The 15,422-nt window shown below is 57.0% G+C and carries 14 protein-coding genes; 8 read left to right on the top strand and 6 right to left on the bottom strand.

Annotated elements, in window-relative coordinates; genetic code table 11:
* Positions 1-39 precede the first annotated feature (39 nt).
* From L1065_RS04025 to L1065_RS04010, 4 genes are all read right to left on the bottom strand, one after another.
* The gene (locus L1065_RS04025; protein ID WP_237094149.1) at positions 40-2,205 is read right to left on the bottom strand and encodes an RNA degradosome polyphosphate kinase; all 2,166 of its coding nucleotides are present in this window, start codon (positions 2,203-2,205) and stop codon (positions 40-42) included.
* Positions 2,206-2,274: 69 nt separating this feature from the next.
* Positions 2,275-2,943, bottom strand: a complete 669-nt coding sequence (locus L1065_RS04020) for a DnaA ATPase domain-containing protein (protein ID WP_237094148.1) — start codon at positions 2,941-2,943, stop codon at positions 2,275-2,277.
* Positions 2,940-4,049: an AI-2E family transporter gene (locus L1065_RS04015; protein ID WP_237094147.1), complete on the bottom strand. Its 1,110-nt coding sequence runs from the start codon at positions 4,047-4,049 to the stop codon at positions 2,940-2,942. The genes L1065_RS04020 and L1065_RS04015 overlap by 4 nt, the downstream gene beginning before the upstream one ends.
* Positions 4,050-4,184: 135 nt before the next feature.
* Positions 4,185-4,700 carry a fasciclin domain-containing protein gene (locus L1065_RS04010; RefSeq protein ID WP_237094146.1) on the bottom strand — a complete coding sequence of 172 codons (516 nt, stop codon included), beginning with the start codon at positions 4,698-4,700 and terminating at the stop codon, positions 4,185-4,187.
* A gap of 226 nt (positions 4,701-4,926) precedes the next feature.
* On the opposite strand from L1065_RS04010, the gene proS reads away from it, so the two are divergent.
* The 7 genes from proS (at position 4,927) to L1065_RS03975 (ending at position 11,467) form a co-directional block, all read left to right on the top strand.
* Positions 4,927-6,267, top strand: coding sequence for a proline--tRNA ligase (proS, locus tag L1065_RS04005; protein ID WP_237094540.1), 1,341 nt, complete (start codon positions 4,927-4,929; stop codon positions 6,265-6,267).
* 3 nt (positions 6,268-6,270) lie between these two features.
* Positions 6,271-6,774, top strand: a complete 504-nt coding sequence (locus tag L1065_RS04000; RefSeq protein WP_237094145.1) for a DUF2937 family protein — start codon at positions 6,271-6,273, stop codon at positions 6,772-6,774.
* A 115-nt stretch (positions 6,775-6,889) separates the two neighbouring features.
* On the top strand, positions 6,890-8,170 hold the full coding sequence (locus tag L1065_RS03995; protein ID WP_237094144.1) for a lipoprotein-releasing ABC transporter permease subunit: 1,281 nt from the start codon (positions 6,890-6,892) through the stop codon (positions 8,168-8,170).
* On the top strand, positions 8,163-8,846 hold the full coding sequence (locus L1065_RS03990) for an ABC transporter ATP-binding protein (RefSeq protein WP_237094143.1): 684 nt from the start codon (positions 8,163-8,165) through the stop codon (positions 8,844-8,846). Before L1065_RS03995 ends, L1065_RS03990 begins: the two co-directional genes overlap by 8 nt.
* A gap of 158 nt (positions 8,847-9,004) precedes the next feature.
* Positions 9,005-9,907: a calcium-binding protein gene (locus L1065_RS15765; RefSeq protein ID WP_239029948.1), complete on the top strand. Its 903-nt coding sequence runs from the start codon at positions 9,005-9,007 to the stop codon at positions 9,905-9,907.
* Positions 9,908-10,018: 111 nt separating this feature from the next.
* Positions 10,019-11,008: an Ldh family oxidoreductase gene (locus L1065_RS03980; protein ID WP_237094142.1), complete on the top strand. Its 990-nt coding sequence runs from the start codon at positions 10,019-10,021 to the stop codon at positions 11,006-11,008.
* A 171-nt stretch (positions 11,009-11,179) separates the two neighbouring features.
* Positions 11,180-11,467 (top strand): hypothetical protein, encoded by a 288-nt coding sequence (locus tag L1065_RS03975; protein WP_237094141.1) that lies wholly within the window; start codon positions 11,180-11,182, stop codon positions 11,465-11,467.
* Here L1065_RS03975 and L1065_RS03970 read toward each other — a convergent pair.
* Positions 11,464-11,907, bottom strand: a complete 444-nt coding sequence (locus tag L1065_RS03970) for a DMT family transporter (protein WP_237094140.1) — start codon at positions 11,905-11,907, stop codon at positions 11,464-11,466. The genes L1065_RS03975 and L1065_RS03970 overlap by 4 nt on opposite strands.
* A gap of 847 nt (positions 11,908-12,754) precedes the next feature.
* Between L1065_RS03970 and L1065_RS03965 the strand changes: the two genes are divergently transcribed.
* Positions 12,755-13,405: a 3'-5' exonuclease gene (locus L1065_RS03965; RefSeq protein WP_237094139.1), complete on the top strand. Its 651-nt coding sequence runs from the start codon at positions 12,755-12,757 to the stop codon at positions 13,403-13,405.
* Positions 13,406-13,414: 9 nt separating this feature from the next.
* Here the strand turns inward: L1065_RS03965 and L1065_RS03960 are convergent, their stop codons facing one another.
* Positions 13,415-15,373, bottom strand: coding sequence for a type IIA DNA topoisomerase subunit B (locus L1065_RS03960; protein WP_237094138.1), 1,959 nt, complete (start codon positions 15,371-15,373; stop codon positions 13,415-13,417).
* Positions 15,374-15,422 lie beyond the last annotated feature (49 nt).

Genomic DNA, 15,422 nt, shown 5'->3' with positions numbered 1-15,422 from the left:
CCCACCACACTGCAAAATGCTTCTTGCGTCTGTGTGCGGTTAATCTTCGGTGTGGGTAAGTTTGGGAACGTCTGATGCCCCTGCCGATCCGCGCCCCGAAAGTGATGGGTTTTCCATAAAGAAGCGGTGACAGTTGAAGGCGAATTTATCTTCGGGCAGGTCGGGGCGGTGCCAATCGCCGTTTGGCCCCATGATCCAGCTTTGCGCAACATCGGCCATATTGGCGGCCATCACTTGGCTTACGATTTGGGCCTTGACCGTATTGTTGTTGATTTCGACAAGTGTTTCCACGCGGCGGTTCAGGTTGCGCCCCATCCAATCGGCCGAACTGATATAGACCCGCGCCTTTTTGCTTGGCAGCCCCTTGCCGTTGCCAAAGCACACAATACGCGAATGTTCCAAAAACCGTCCAACGATAGACTTGACGCGGATGTTTTCAGACAGCCCTTTGATGCCAGGCCGCAGCCCGCAGATGCCGCGCACGACAAGGCTGATCTGAACACCTGCTTGGCTGGCGGCATAGAGCGCATCGATCACATCGCTTTCAATCAGGCTGTTCATCTTGGCCCAGATCATCGCGGGTCGGCCATTGCGCGCGTGCTCGGCTTCTTCTTCGATCCGTTCAAGGAGGGTCGATTTAAGTGTGGTGGGCGAGATCGAGAGGTTTTCCAACATCTCGGGTTCGGCGTAGCCCGACAGGTAATTGAACACTTTTGTGGCATCGCGCCCAAGGGCGGCATCGCAGGTGAAAAACGAAAGATCGGTATAAATGCGGGCCGTGTCGGGGTGGTAATTACCCGTGCCATAATGGGTGTAAGTGACCAGTTGATCGCCTTCGCGGCGCACAACGGTGCTGATCTTGGCATGGGTTTTGAACTGCATGAACCCGTAGACCACATGGGCACCCGCACGCTCAAGACGCCGTGATTGGCGGATGTTGGCCGCCTCATCAAAACGGGCCTTCAGCTCGACCAGGGCCGTAACTGATTTGCCGTCTTCGGCCGCTTCACACAGCGCGCTGACGATGGGCGAGTTTTTGGAGGTGCGGTAAAGCGTCTGTTTGATCGCCAGCACATTGGGGTCGCGTGCCGCCTGTTGGAGGAACCGCACAACCATGTCGAAGGTTTCATAAGGGTGATGCAGCAGCATGTCCTTTTGGCGGATCGCGGCAAACATATCGCCGTCATGGTCGGTGACGCGTTCAGGCACGCGCGGGGTGAAACTGGGCCACGTCAGGTCGGCGCGTTCCTTTGAAATCAGCTTGGACAGATCGGCCACACCCACCACGCCGCTGACCTCGATCACCTCGTCCTCTTCGATGTTCAGCTCTTCCATCAGCATGTCGCGCAGCGCAGCAGGTGGATTTTCCGACATCTCGGCGCGGATCACCTCGCCGCGGCGGCGCCGTTTGAGGGCCGTTTCAAATTCGCGCACCAGATCTTCGGCTTCTTCTTCGACTTCAAGATCACTGTCGCGCAGGATACGAAAGCTACATTGGCCCACGGTTTTATAGCCCGGGAAAATGCTGTCGAGACGCAACAGCATCATTTCTTCGACGGGAAGATAGCGTTGTTCCGAACCCGGCAGGCGGACAAATCGGTCGATCTGCGCAGGGATCGGCAATAGCGCTTGCAACGGTTCTTTGTCGCGGCGGCGTTGCAGTTGCAGCGCCAGCGCAAAGCCTGTGTTGGGAATAAAGGGAAACGGGTGCGCAGGATCAATCGCAAGAGGCGACAGCACAGGAAAGACCTTGTCCAGAAATTCGGTTTCCACAAAGGCCAGGTCCACCTCGTTGAGCTTGTCGCGCGACAGGATCACAATGCCTTCGCCTTCCATCTCGCGGCGCAGGGCGGCAAAAACCTGTTGTTGTTTGTCCATCAAAGCGCGGGCATTTTGATTTATCAGATCAAGTTGCTGGCGCGGGGTCAGCCCGTCGGCGGCAGGGGTCTGGTTGCCTGCATCGTCCAGTTCGCGCAGGCCCGCGACGCGCACGGTATAGAATTCGTCCAGATTGGTCGCACTGATCGACACAAAACGCAGCCTTTCCAGCAAAGGCACGCGCGGGTTTTCGGCCTCCTCCAGCACACGCCAGTTAAAAGCCAGCCATGAAAGCTCGCGGTTGAAAAACCGCTCGGGCGCGGTTGGATCAACGGCGTGGCTTTCGCCTGCTGGAAAATCGGATTTCAAAAAATCGGTAATTGTCATAAGGCGTTACGGCGCAGCTTTCTGGGTGGGCAAGGCTGCTTTATGCCCCAGATGCCTGCAAATCGCAAATCACCCTTGCGGTAGGCTGTCCAATACATCGCGGGCCAGATCACGGCTTATTTTGCGCCCTTCAGCCAAGGCGCGGCGGTCCATCTCGGCGACCAGTGTTGCCGCACTGTCGAAGCTGCGATCCATGTAGCGGATCAGATAGGTCAACAGCGGCGGGGTCGGTGACAGTTGTCTGTCATTAAACAGTTTGACCAGAACAGCCGTCAGTAGCGCATCATCAGGGGGCCCAAGGTGGGCCACATTCGTGCCCTGTAAACGGCTGGCCAAGTCGGGCAGAGTAATTGGCCAAGCCGAGGGCGCACCAGCGCCCGTCATCAGCAAACGCCCGCCGCGTGCAAGAATAGCGTTGTGCAGATGAAACAGCGCCTCTTGCGCCTGTGCGTCGGATGCGATCTTTGGCACATCTTCGACGGCCACGAAGGTGTCTTGCAAAGTTGGATCAATCTGGTCGGCCTGCACGATTGCGGCCCCTGTTTGTGCGGCCCAGACATTGGTCAGATGGGTTTTGCCCGCGCCCGTCGGGCCGCTCAGGATCAGTTTTCCCAACGGCCAGTGTGCGTGATCTTCCAGCGTGGCAAGGGCCACTGCATTGCTTGGCGAGACAAAAAAGTCATCGCGGCCCAAGGCAGGTTTGCTTGGCAAATCAAACGTCAGTTGTTCGCTGCTCATTTATCATCGGCCTGATCAAGACCGCGGTAAAGGCGCCCTGTCTTGTAGTGCTGCAAGCCAAATCGCACCAGCACGCCAATCATCGCGGCCACCGGGACCGCGACCAGCATCCCCACGAACCCGAAGATCGACCCGAACACGGACAGCGAAAAGATGAGCCACACAGGGTGCAGACCCACAGAATTTCCCACCAGTTTTGGCGTCAGAACATTGCCTTCCATCACCTGACCAAGCACGAAAATCGCGGCAACCAGACCAATGCGGACCCAATCGGTTGCAACCTGAACGCTTTGCCCGTCCACCATTTGTGTGCCGCCCCAGAACTGAAACAGCGCCAGACCAATGGCCAGCAGCCCCCCCACAAGCGCACCGACATAAGGAATGAACGTGATAAGCCCTGCAATAAAGCCAACAACCAGACCAAATTGCAGTCCCACGACCATCAGCGCGATTGCATAATACGTCCCAAGGACCAAACAGACCGTGCCCATGCCGCGTATGAAACTTGCCAGCGTATTGTCGATTTCGCGTCCCAGTCGGCGAACGGTCGGCGCGTGATCGCGGGGCAGTAAATCATCAATGCGCGCGACCATATTGTCCCAATCCAGCAGCAGATAAAACGCCACCACGGGGACCAAGACGATCAAGACGATGATGTTCAAAAGCCCCGCGGCAGAAGTCAAAACCCCTTCGATCAGCTCGCCGCCCTTGGCCTGGATCGTCTCGCCGATACTGGCAAGCTGTTTGCGCATGACTGAATCGGCGTCAATCAGGGATGGAAATCGTTCGGTCAGGGCCACGCGCAGCCGGTCGAAAAGATCGGGGGCCGTGTTGATCAGTTGGCCCGTTTGTTCAATCAAGGTGGGAATGACGAGCAAGAACGCCAAAACGAAAAACAGCACGGCGACAACCGTGATAATCACAGTGGCCAAAACGCGACTGGCCCCCATTTTTTCAAGCCTGTCGGCAATGGGATCCAAACAATAAGCGATGGCCCCGCCCAATACGAATGGCAAAATCACATCGCCCAGAAACCACAGCACGGCAAAGACGACCACAGCCGCAATGCCCCAGTATTTTGCTTGTTGTTCGACGGGTAAGGCCATGGTTGCGCTCCTGCTTGTCTCTCTACATTGCCCAAGGGATGCAGGGTTTCAAGTCAGATGCGCAAAACTGGGCCGTTCTGACAAAAGACCCCGCCTGCGATATGCGGGCGGGGTCTGTTGCAAGATACGCGTTCTTTAGTGGCAGGCGGGGCGTGTGCCGGGCAAAAGAACCTTGTCGATCACGTGGATCACACCGTTGTCCGCTTCGATATTGGCGATGATGACATTGGCCATTTCGCCAGTGCCATCCGCAATCGACACGCCATCTGCGCCTTTGGTGATGCACAGACGTTCGCTGGCAAGGATCGGTTTGAAGTAGTTCGACCCCCCCGGGATCATCTCGGCGGTCAGTTTGCGATCATCCACATGGTAAAGCAGGACATTTGTCAGATCGCCTTTGTTTTCGGGCTGCAACAATGTCTCAACCGTGCCGTCGGGCAGCGCGGCAAAGGCATCGTTGACAGGGGCGTACACCGTAAATGGGCCATCGCCCTGCAGAGTCTCGACCAATCCAGCCGCCGTTACAGCCGCAACGAGGGTCGAGAAACGCTCGTCTGCCGCTGCGATATCGACAATGGTATTTGCGCTGGCTGCGGTGCCAAATGTGACAGCCACGGCAGTGGTGGCGAAAGTCTTGAAGATCGTTTTCATGGTTCTTATTTCCCTTGTGTAAGTCAAAGCACGAAAGTTGTGTGAATGGCGCTTTGTGTATTGGCTTACGCACAGGGGCGTGATCGGGATCACCCTGGTCACGGCCCTGTGATATCACGTCATGTGGCTGTCATCGCATTGGTGCAGAGTTCATTCCCACATTGCCAAGGCCTGCGCCTTTGCCTAGACGTTTTGGCAATCACAAATCACATGAATGAGCCGTCCCATGCGCCTGAGCCGTTATTTCCTGCCCGTCCTCAAGGAAACCCCTTCCGAGGCATCCATCGTCAGCCACCGCTATATGCTGCGTGCAGGGATGATCAAACAATCCAGCGCAGGCATCTATTCATGGCTGCCTTTGGGCTACAAGGTTCTCAAAAAAATCGAAAACATTGTGCACGAAGAACAGGCGCGCGCAGGTCACATGGCGATGCTTATGCCCACGATCCAATCCGCTGATTTGTGGCGAGAAAGCGGGCGATATGATGCCTTCGGCGATGAAATGCTGCGCATCAAGGACCGCCATGACCACGAGATGCTTTTTACGCCAACCGCAGAAGAGTTGATCACCGACATCTTCCGCTCGAATGTTTCGAGCTACAAAGACCTGCCGCTGACGATGTATCAAATCCAGTGGAAATTCCGTGATGAACGCCGTCCTCGTTTCGGTGTGATGCGTGGTCGCGAGTTCCTTATGAAAGATGGCTATAACTTTGATCTGACCAAAGAAGACGCGCTGCATGCCTACAACCGCCACCTTGTTACTTACCTGCGCTCCTACGAACGTATGGGGCTTCAGGCCATCCCGATGCGCGCCGACAGTGGCGCAATGGGGGGCGACGACACGCATGAGTTTTTGGTGCTGGCCGATACAGGCGAAAGCGAAGTGTTCTATGACAGCGAAATCACAGATCTGACCTTCGGGGATCGCGCCGTGGATTTTGATGACGTGGCCCAATGCGCCGCCGTGATGGAGGAATTCACATCGCGTTACGCGCGCACCGATGAAACCCATGACGAGGCACTGTTCATGCAGGTGCCTGAGGACCGCCGCCGCACCGCACGCGGCATCGAGGTGGGTCAGATCTTCTACTTTGGCACAAAGTATTCCGAAGCGATGGGCGCGACCGTGCAGGGACCAGATGGCAAGGTCGTGCCTGTACACATGGGCAGTCACGGCATTGGCGTATCGCGTTTGCTTGGCGCGATTATCGAAGCCAGCCATGACGACAAAGGCATCATCTGGCCCGAAGGGGTCACGCCGTTCCACTGCGGGATCGTCAACCTCAAGACCGGCGATGCAGAGGCTGATGCTGCCTGTCAGGCACTTTACGACAGCATCACCGCACTTGGCCTTGAGCCGCTGTACGATGACCGCAAAATGGGCGCTGGCGGAAAATTCGCTACCATGGACCTGATCGGCCTGCCATGGCGCATCACCGTTGGTCCGCGTGGGCTCAAGAATGGGGTGGTCGAACTGACCAGCCGCCGCACCGGCGAAAGCGAAGAAATGCCGCCCGAACAGGCTGTGCTGCGCATTGCGCAAATCTACGGCAAGGCTGCCTGATCCATGCGGCTGCTGCGCTCCCTTGCTGTGGGCCTTGGTCTGTGCGGCGGGGCGTTGACTGCGCAATTCCCCGAATACGCGCAACAATACGTGCAACGCTTGGGCGGGGCCGTGGACGAGTTGAACCGCGTTGTCGAAGATTTCGACACCTCCGCGCGTGAATTCGGCCTGACCCGCGCTGCCGCCCTCGAGGCTATGGCAGGCAGTGATTTCGTGGGCCAGCGCAGTAAAGACATGTCAGCAACAATTGCACGCGCCGATAGGCTTCAGGCCGATCTTGCCGCCCTACAAGGCGCAAGCACCACGCAAAAACTGCTGCACTTTCCACGCCTGACCGATCCCGATATCGCCAAGGCCGCGTGGCATAGCTTTGAACCCGCAGTGCAACTGACCCCCCAAGGCATCCTCTTTGCGTTTGCAGGCTACGTCATCGGGTGGGGCAGCAGCACCGCAGTTGGGCGGATCATCGCGCGCCTGTTTCGCCGCAAGCAGCCCAAGCCTGCCTGATCTTCATTGTTGGCCAAATACCTCGGGGGTTTGGGGGCTGGCCCCCATGTGTAAGGTGGGTTTTAACCCACCGCCGCGTTAGATAGACTAATCCAAACAAAACAGAGACCCGAGCATGTCCAACAAACCCTTTGCCCCTTTTGAATGGATGATCGCGTGGCGATACCTGCGTGCCAAACGCAGCGAAGGGGGCGTCAGCACTATGACGTGGATCAGCCTGATCGGGATCACGCTGGCCGTTTTTGCCTTGATTGCGACCTTGGCCGTTAGGGCGGGGTTTCGGGCTGAATTTGTCGATACGATCCTTGGGGCCAATGCCCATGTGACCGTGTATCAAACCTCTGAAATTCAGGCCAATGGCGGCGCAAGCCGCGTGATTGAAGACTTCGATGCAATGGCCGCACGCCTTCGCGAGGTCGAAGGCGTGACGCGCGCAGCACCGCTGATCAAAGGCAATGTCATGGCCAACAATGCCGATCGCAACGCCGGCGTTCAGGTATACGGCATCACCTATGACGATCTTTTGGGCATCCCGCGTGTCGTAGCACCTGACGACGCGCTTGGAGACATTTCCCTGTTTGACCAAGGTGTTGCCATCGGCTCTGGTGTGGCGCGCGAGTTGGGGCTGATCCCTGGGGACCGCATCAAGATTATCTCTCCCAATGGGGCGCGCACCCCCTTTGGCACCAAGCCGCGCGTTATGGCCTATGAGGTGGTGTATATCTTCACCGCTGGCCGCTACGATATTGATCAAACACGTATCTACATGCCTTTTGCCCAAGCACAGTCCTTCTTTAACCGCGAAGGGGCGGCCGACGAGATCGAGGTAATGGTGCGCAATCCTGACCGTGTGGATGACCTTACCGTTCCTCTGCTGCGCGCGGGTGGGGATCGCGCATTGGTTTGGACATGGAAAGACGCCAGCGGCGCCTTCCTGCGGGCGCTGGATATCGAGGACAACGTGATGTTTATCATCTTGTCCATTCTCGTTCTGATCGCGGCGATGAACATTGTGTCGGGACTGATCATGTTGGTCAAAAACAAGGGGCGCGACATTGGTATCTTGCGCACCATGGGGCTTACCGAAGGGTCGGTTCTGCGGGTTTTCTTCATATGCGGGGCATTTACAGGCATCATCGGCACGGCTCTCGGTGTTGTGCTTGGGTGCCTCTTTGCGCTGTATATTGATCCGATTTTCAGCCTTGTGAACACAGTTGCAGGCGGCGGGGTCTGGGATCCGTCCATTCGCGGTATCTATCAGCTGCCTGCCAAACTACAGCTGGCCGATGTGCTGTCTGCCGTTGGTCTGTCGCTGATCCTGTCGTTTACCGTCACCATTTTTCCCGCACGCAAAGCCGCGCGGATGAACCCTGTCGAGGCTTTGCGCTATGAGTGATCCTATTCTGTCGCTCGTCGGCGTGACCAAAACCTATAACGCTGGCAAACCAAACCAGATCGATGTGCTGCGCGGCATCGATCTGTCGTTGGACGCGGGCGAAGTTGTGGCCCTTGTGGCGCCGTCGGGGGCGGGTAAATCCACTCTGCTGCATATTGCGGGACTGTTGGATACCGCCGACAAGGGCAGTGTGCATTTGGCAGGCCGCGATATGACGGATCAATCCGACCGCGTGCGCACAACCGCGCGGCGCGATGATGTTGGCTTTATCTATCAATTCCACCATCTTCTGCCCGAATTTTCGGCGCTGGAAAATATCGCGCTGCCGCAACGCGCCGCGGGCGTGTCTGTCCAGCAGGCACAAGACCGTGCCATGGCCCTTCTGGATAAGGTCGGCGTCAGCCACCGCGCCACGCACCGCCCCGCAGAACTGTCCGGAGGGGAACAACAGCGCGTTGCCTTTTGCCGTGCGTTGGCCAATGGCCCCCGCCTTTTGCTGGCAGACGAGCCGACAGGCAATCTTGATCCTGAAACCTCGGACCACGTGTTTTCAACCCTGATGGGCTTGGTGCGAGAGACAGGCTTGTCGGCCCTGATCGCGACCCACAACCTTGAGCTGGCTGGACGGATGGACCGGACGGTCCGCCTTGATACGGGACTACTTTCGCCGCAATAGCGCGTAATTGCTCCGTTTTTCAGATCAATTGGGGCAATGACATCCCACTGTTTCCATCTCATCGGCGCGAATTTGCCTTAAATGAGAGTTATCTTCTGTCTTTGAAGATCGTGCGATACCCTTGCGCGGTTACATAAGTCTGTGAAGGGAACAGCATTATGATCGACTCTGCTATTGTTCTGGCCCTGATGGGGTTGATGTTCGCAACGGGCTTCGGATTTTTCTCCGATGATGACCCGAACGAGGAAGAAGAGACGGTTGATCCCGTTGACCCGATTGACCCGATTGATCCTACTGATCCTACTGATCCTACTGATCCTACTGATCCTGTTGATCCAACGGACCCGACCGACCCAACGGACCCGACCGACCCAACGGACCCGACCGACCCAACGGACCCGACCGACCCAACGGACCCCACCGATCCAACGGATCCCACTGATCCGACAGATCCCACTGATCCGACAGATCCCACCGACCCTACGGATCCTACAGACCCCACTGATCCCACAGCGGCAGACATTACAGGTGACAATACCAACGAAACCCTGACAGGGTCTGACGTGGCCAACACAATCAATGGTTTGGGTGGCGCAGACAATATCGCGGGCTTGGCCGGTGATGATGCCCTGAACGGTGGCGAGGGCGATGATATCGTTCTTGGCGGTGCAGGTGCCGACGTCGTGAATGGCGATGCAGGCGATGATCAACTGGCTGGCAATGCGCTGTCGGGCGTGCCGTCTGACGCTGAAGCCGATACGCTGAATGGCGGCGCAGGGGATGATATTTTGTTCCTTGGTGGCTCGGACACTGGCACAGGCGGAACACAGGCCGATACCTTCCGTATCCTTTCCGATGTGACCCAGACCGTGACAATCACCGACTTCGTCAACGGCGAGGACATGTTGCTGGTTGAATACAACGGTGGCGATGCACCGACGATCACCGAAACCACGCCCGTCGTGGATGGTGTTGAACTCACGCTCAGCACAGGTGCAACGCTCATGGTGATGGGCGGTGATGTGACAACGGCGATCACCTTCATCGACATTTCAGCCTAGGCACACTTTGTAAAACCGCTCAAAGCCCTGCAGGACACTGCGGGGCTTTTTGCTTGTCTTTTTGCGCAGCCTCTGGCCACCTGCGAGGGTGATAAAAGAGGACCATGCCAGATGCCCACTATCTCTATTTCCCAGATCGAACAGACCAGCCTTGAGGCCTTGAAAGCCCATGGTGCCACGCCCGAAATTGCAAAGCATGTGGCCCGCGCGGTTGCCCGGGCGGAAAGCCTGGGCAATGTGATTTGCGGTCTGTATTATCTGGAAAGTTACTGCATACAGCTGGTCTCTGGGCGGGTGTCTGGCACGGTTACGCCTGACGTTCAGTTGCCGCGCCCGGCAACCGTGAAGGTCGATGCGCGTTTCGGGTTCGCGCAGCCTGCGTTTGCCGCGGGTCTGCAGGCGGCGGTCGAAGCGTGCCGCACCAATGGCGTAGCGACACTGGCCGTGGGCAATGCGCATACCTGCACATCGCTCGGTTTTTTCACTGAACAAATCGCAGGCCAAGGGATCATCGGGATTGGCGCCACCAATGCATCACCCGTGGTGGCCCCGCCCGGCGGCAATAAAGCGGTGATCGGCACCAACCCTTTTGCCATGTCGGTGCCCGACGCGGCAGGTGGGCTTGCGATGCATTTCGACTTTTCAACCTCCGCGGTTGCATTGGGCAAGATCACGATGGCCAAGGCCGCAGGTCAGACAATCCCGCTTGGTTGGGCCGTCGATGAGAACGGTGAGCCCACCACGGAGCCCGAAGCCGCCCTGCGCGGGGCGCTGGTCTCTGCAGGGGGCTACAAAGGGTGGGGGCTTGGTCTGATGGTCGAACTATTGGCTGCTGGCATGACAGGGTCGGTCAATTCCTTGGATGTTTCGGGCCTCAAGCTGCCCGATGGCCCGCCGCATGGTTTGGGCCAGTTCTACATCTTGATTGATCCCGCAACCTCACCCGATTTCGGCGCACGCTTTGCGCGGGTGGCCCAGGCCGTCGCGGCCCAAGATGGTGCGCGAATCCCAGGAGCCCACCGCAAAGAAATGGCGCAGGTTGATGTGCCCGACGCGCTTTGGGCGCTGGTGACAGAGCTTGCCCTGAAAAAGGCTGGTTAAGGGGCGCTTTGCACAATGAAAAGAAAGCACAGCCACGACAACGGTTTGCGCTTGAAAATATAGTTAACCATCAAATTTTAAGTCGAATTTTTTGGATCATTCGTTTCACCAATCGTCACATATCGTGCTGATTAAACCCACAATTTGGGGGCTTTAATCAGGAGCAGAATGATGAAGAATTGGATGATTTCAGGCGTGGTCGCAGTGTCGGTTATGGGCGCGGCGGGGCGGGGGGAGGCGTTTTTGTCTTTGGAGAACGACCGCAGCACGAAGCCGACGCGGGTGGGCAGTGCTGTGATGCCGCCGTCGGGATTTTCGGGCCAGCGCTGGGTGCATCCCAATGGCTGCCAATACAGCCGCGCGGGACGGCCTGGCGAGACGGTTTGGTATCTGGTGGCCACAGGCAAACGGGGCTGCGCGGCTTACATCGTGCAGAACTCGCCCTACGGCGATTACTAGGCCTTTTGGGTCAGGAAAACGCCCAGGGCCATGCAAGCAATCCCCGCTGCGCGTGTGAGTGTCAGCGGGGTGTGCTGCGCACCAAACAGTGCAAAGTGGTCGATGGCCGCGGCACTGATAAGTTGCCCTAATAAAACGAAAAAAACCGCATTGCCCACACCGAATGTGGGGGCGATGTAGGTGATCGACAGAACATAAAACGCGATGAGCACACCTGCAAAGAGCAGCCCCTTGGGCGCTGTGGCAAGCTGTGTCAGCGCGCCCGTCTGACGGGTCACTAAAATGGCGATCACAGTGGTGAAAAGCGCAATGGTAAAGAGCGCGACCGAGGCTGCTGCGGGCGCCGAGATATGCCGCCCGAGCGCCGCGTTCAAAGCGGCCAGAACGGGGACGGCGATGCCTGCGGCGAGCATGGTGAGGGCGGAAAAAGAGGGAGCCATCCGCAAAGGCTAGCACCCACAAGATGCTGTGGCGAGCCCGATATGCAGCGCAAGGGGGCTTTTGCCACAACATGTATGGCCTAGCGTATGCTCACGGTATGGCAATGCGTATGACGACTAAATTGGTCAGGTATTTGGGTAAGGTTGATTGAAATCCACCTTACGGGCAGGGAAGGGGCGACCCAGTGGCGGCGATTTTTCGAAACATGGCGGTGCTGATCGGGGCGCGGTATTGATGGGTGGTGCGTTTGGCAAAGCGAGCCGTGGCGCATCGCTGCGTATGATGTCGCGTTTTGACGTTGTTCAATCGCTGTAGTTGCCACCGCCTGTGGAGGGAGCACCCGACCTCTCGGTGTTTCCAAGCAGCTATCTGTCGGCAGTGCCTTGCTGATTACGACGGTCGTTCTTTTACGTGGATGGATGGATCGCAAGGATGGTGCCTTGCAGGCCTTTCTGATGTTCATGCCAAATCGTAGATTTGGCAGCGCCCGACCCTCCCCCATGGGAGGGCGCTTCACGCCCACCCTCGGGTGCGGGCGCTAGTTCTCGCTTTCAGTCGCGCGAGGGTTTCAAGAGCATTGAGGCTTAATAGACAAAGCTTCGCAAAAATGTCAGATCTGCAACTTCTGGTCTGGCAGGCTAAGGTGTTCACACACGACGCATTGCATATTTTCAAGCCTATCATGACGATGAATTTATGAATTTGGTGGAGTGAGATCAGTTGTGAACTAACCGAGCATCTTTGATACGCACGCAATATGACCAAGTCGCGCAACTATTTCTTTGTGCGCTAAATGATTTAAAAAGTTAGATTCAGTAAGAAATCAAACCATCGAGGACATGAAATTTGAAGTTTTGGGATCTTAGAGAAGCGGTGATATTGGACTGTGAAACTACAGGACTAAATCCTATTAAAGATAGAATTGTTTCGCTTGCACTTCATAAAATCGTTGTACCCAAATTGGATTTAAGACGTGGTGAAAGTCTCGAAATTACAGCGGAAACACAGTCGTATAAATTCAATCCTCAAATGGAAATTTCCAGCGAAGCAGAAGCAATTCACGGCTTTTCATTGGAAATGCTTAAAGATGAGCCAGTCTTTGAGGAAAAATCCTTGAAAATCCGAGACTTCATCGGTGATGCACCGATCGTGGCGCACAATATCGAATTTGATGGAGGTTTTCTTGACGCAGCTTTTCAGCGATCTGGTTGTCGTCCACTCCATGATAATGAAAGACTTTGCACAATGAAGGAGGCTCAAAAGAGAGCTTCTTTCTTTGCTAGGCGGCATGTGAAATATCCCAAACTAATGGAAGCTTTTGAGTATTCGGGCATCGCAGCGCCATTTGTTCAAAGTACAACACACAACGCGGAGCGAGATGCGTCTTTAGTTATGGGTTTAACAATTGGCTTTGCAAATTGTGATATTGATTATCGCGAGCGTAGTCTAAAATTTAAAAAGTGGACGTTTAAAGGATGGTTGTTCCCGAAGATTTGAACAAAATGTTCAAACATCCAACTCCTCAACGAACTGCGCGTTCGCCTGAATATACTCGAACCGTTTTTCGGGCTTTTTGCCCATGAGGCGCTCCACCAGATCGCCTGTTTCGCCCGGAAGGTCCTCGTCCACGGTCACGCGGATCAGTTTGCGGGTGGCCGGATTCATCGTTGTGTCTTTCAAATCCTTCGCGTCCATTTCCCCCAGACCCTTGAAGCGCGAGACATCGATTTTGCCTTTGCCGCCAAGCCCTTTTTCCAGCCACATGTCGCGTTCGGCCTCGTCCAGACAGTAGACGCGTTTGGCCCCTTGGGTCAGGCGAAAGAGCGGCGGGCAGGCCAGATAGAGGTGGCCTGTGTCGATCATGGGCCGCATCTGGGTGAAGAAGAACGTCATCAAAAGCGCCGCGATATGGGCGCCGTCGACGTCAGCGTCGGTCATGATGATGATCTTGTCATAGCGCAGGTCATCGACGTTGAATTTGGTGCCGAGCCCCACGCCAAGGGCTTGGGTCAGATCGCTGATTTCCGCGTTGCTGCCCAGTTTGGACGAGGCCGCCCCAAGCACGTTGAGGATTTTGCCGCGCAGGGGCAGGAGCGCCTGGGTCTTGCGGTCGCGGGCCATTTTGGCCGAGCCGCCCGCGCTGTCGCCTTCGACGATGAAAAGCTCGGTGCCTTCGCGGTTGGTGGCGCTGCAATCGACCAGCTTGCCTGGCAGGCGCAGTTTCTTGGTGGCCGATTTGCGGGCGGTTTCTTTTTCCTGACGGCGGCGCAAGCGTTCTTCGGCGCGTAGCACCAGAAAATCGAGTATGGCCCCTGCGGATTTGGTGTCGGCGGCCAGCCAGTTGTCGAAGTGGTCGCGCACGGAGTTTTCGACCATGCGTTGGGCTTCGACCGTGGCGAGGCGGTCTTTGGTTTGGCCCACGAATTCAGGCTCGCGGATAAAGCACGACACCAGCGCGCCTGCGCCTGTCGTCAGGTCTTCGCGGGTGATGGTGGCGGCTTTTTTGTTGTTCACCAACTCGCCGTAGGCCTTGATGCCTTTGAGGATCGCGGCCCAGAAGCCTGCCTCGTGGGTGCCGCCTTCTGGGGTCGGCACGGTGTTGCAGTAGGACTGGATGAAGCCGTCGCGGGCAGGCGTCCAGTTGATCGCCCATTCGACCTTGCCCGGTGCGTTGAACTTGTCGAATGAAACGGTGCCAGCAAAGGGCTGCTCGGCGTAGGTGGTGGCCCCTGCCATGGTTTCGGTCAGGTAGTCCGAGAGCCCGCCCGGGAAGTGGAATTTGGCCTCTAGCGGGGTGTCGCCATCGTTGATCGCGGTTTTCCAGCGGATTTCGACGCCCGAGAAGAGGTAGGCCTTGGAGCGGGCCATTTTGAACAGGCGGGAGGGTTTGAGTTTGAGCGCGCCGAAGATGTCGGCGTCGGGGTGGAAGGTGACAGCGGTGCCGCGCCGGTTGGGGGCCGCGCCGATTTTGGCCAGTGGGGCCTGTGGCACGCCGCGGCTGAATTCCATGGCGAAGAGTTCTTTGTTTCGGGCCACTTCGACACGCAGGTGATCGGAGAGCGCGTTGACCACGGAGGAGCCGACGCCGTGCAGGCCGCCTGATGTTTCATAGCTGTCGCCCGAGAATTTGCCGCCTGCGTTCAGAGTGCAGAAGATGATTTCCAGCGCGGATTTGGCGGGGTCTTTGGGGTGGGGCCCCGTGGGGATGCCGCGCCCGTTGTCGCGCACCGAGACATGGCCGTTCTCGTGCAGCTCGACCTCGATCCATGTGGCGTGGCCTGCGACGGCTTCGTCCATCGAATTGTCGATGATCTCGGCGACCATGTGGTGCAGCGCGCGTTCGTCCTTGCCCCCGATATACATGCCGGGGCGCAGGCGGACGTGTTCCATATCCTCAAGCACCTGAATGGAGGAGGCATCGTAGTCATCGGCTTTGGGTGTGCCTGACAAAAGGTCGTTGGACATGGGCGTGCTGCTTCTTTTCTTGGTGTTTGACGCAGTATGCCACGCGGCT

It is taken from the genome of Nereida sp. MMG025, from assembly GCF_021654165.1.
In the GTDB taxonomy this organism is placed as follows: domain Bacteria; phylum Pseudomonadota; class Alphaproteobacteria; order Rhodobacterales; family Rhodobacteraceae; genus Nereida.
Note: the sequence above shows the minus strand (reverse complement) of the source record. Positions and strands in the feature narration are given on the sequence as shown.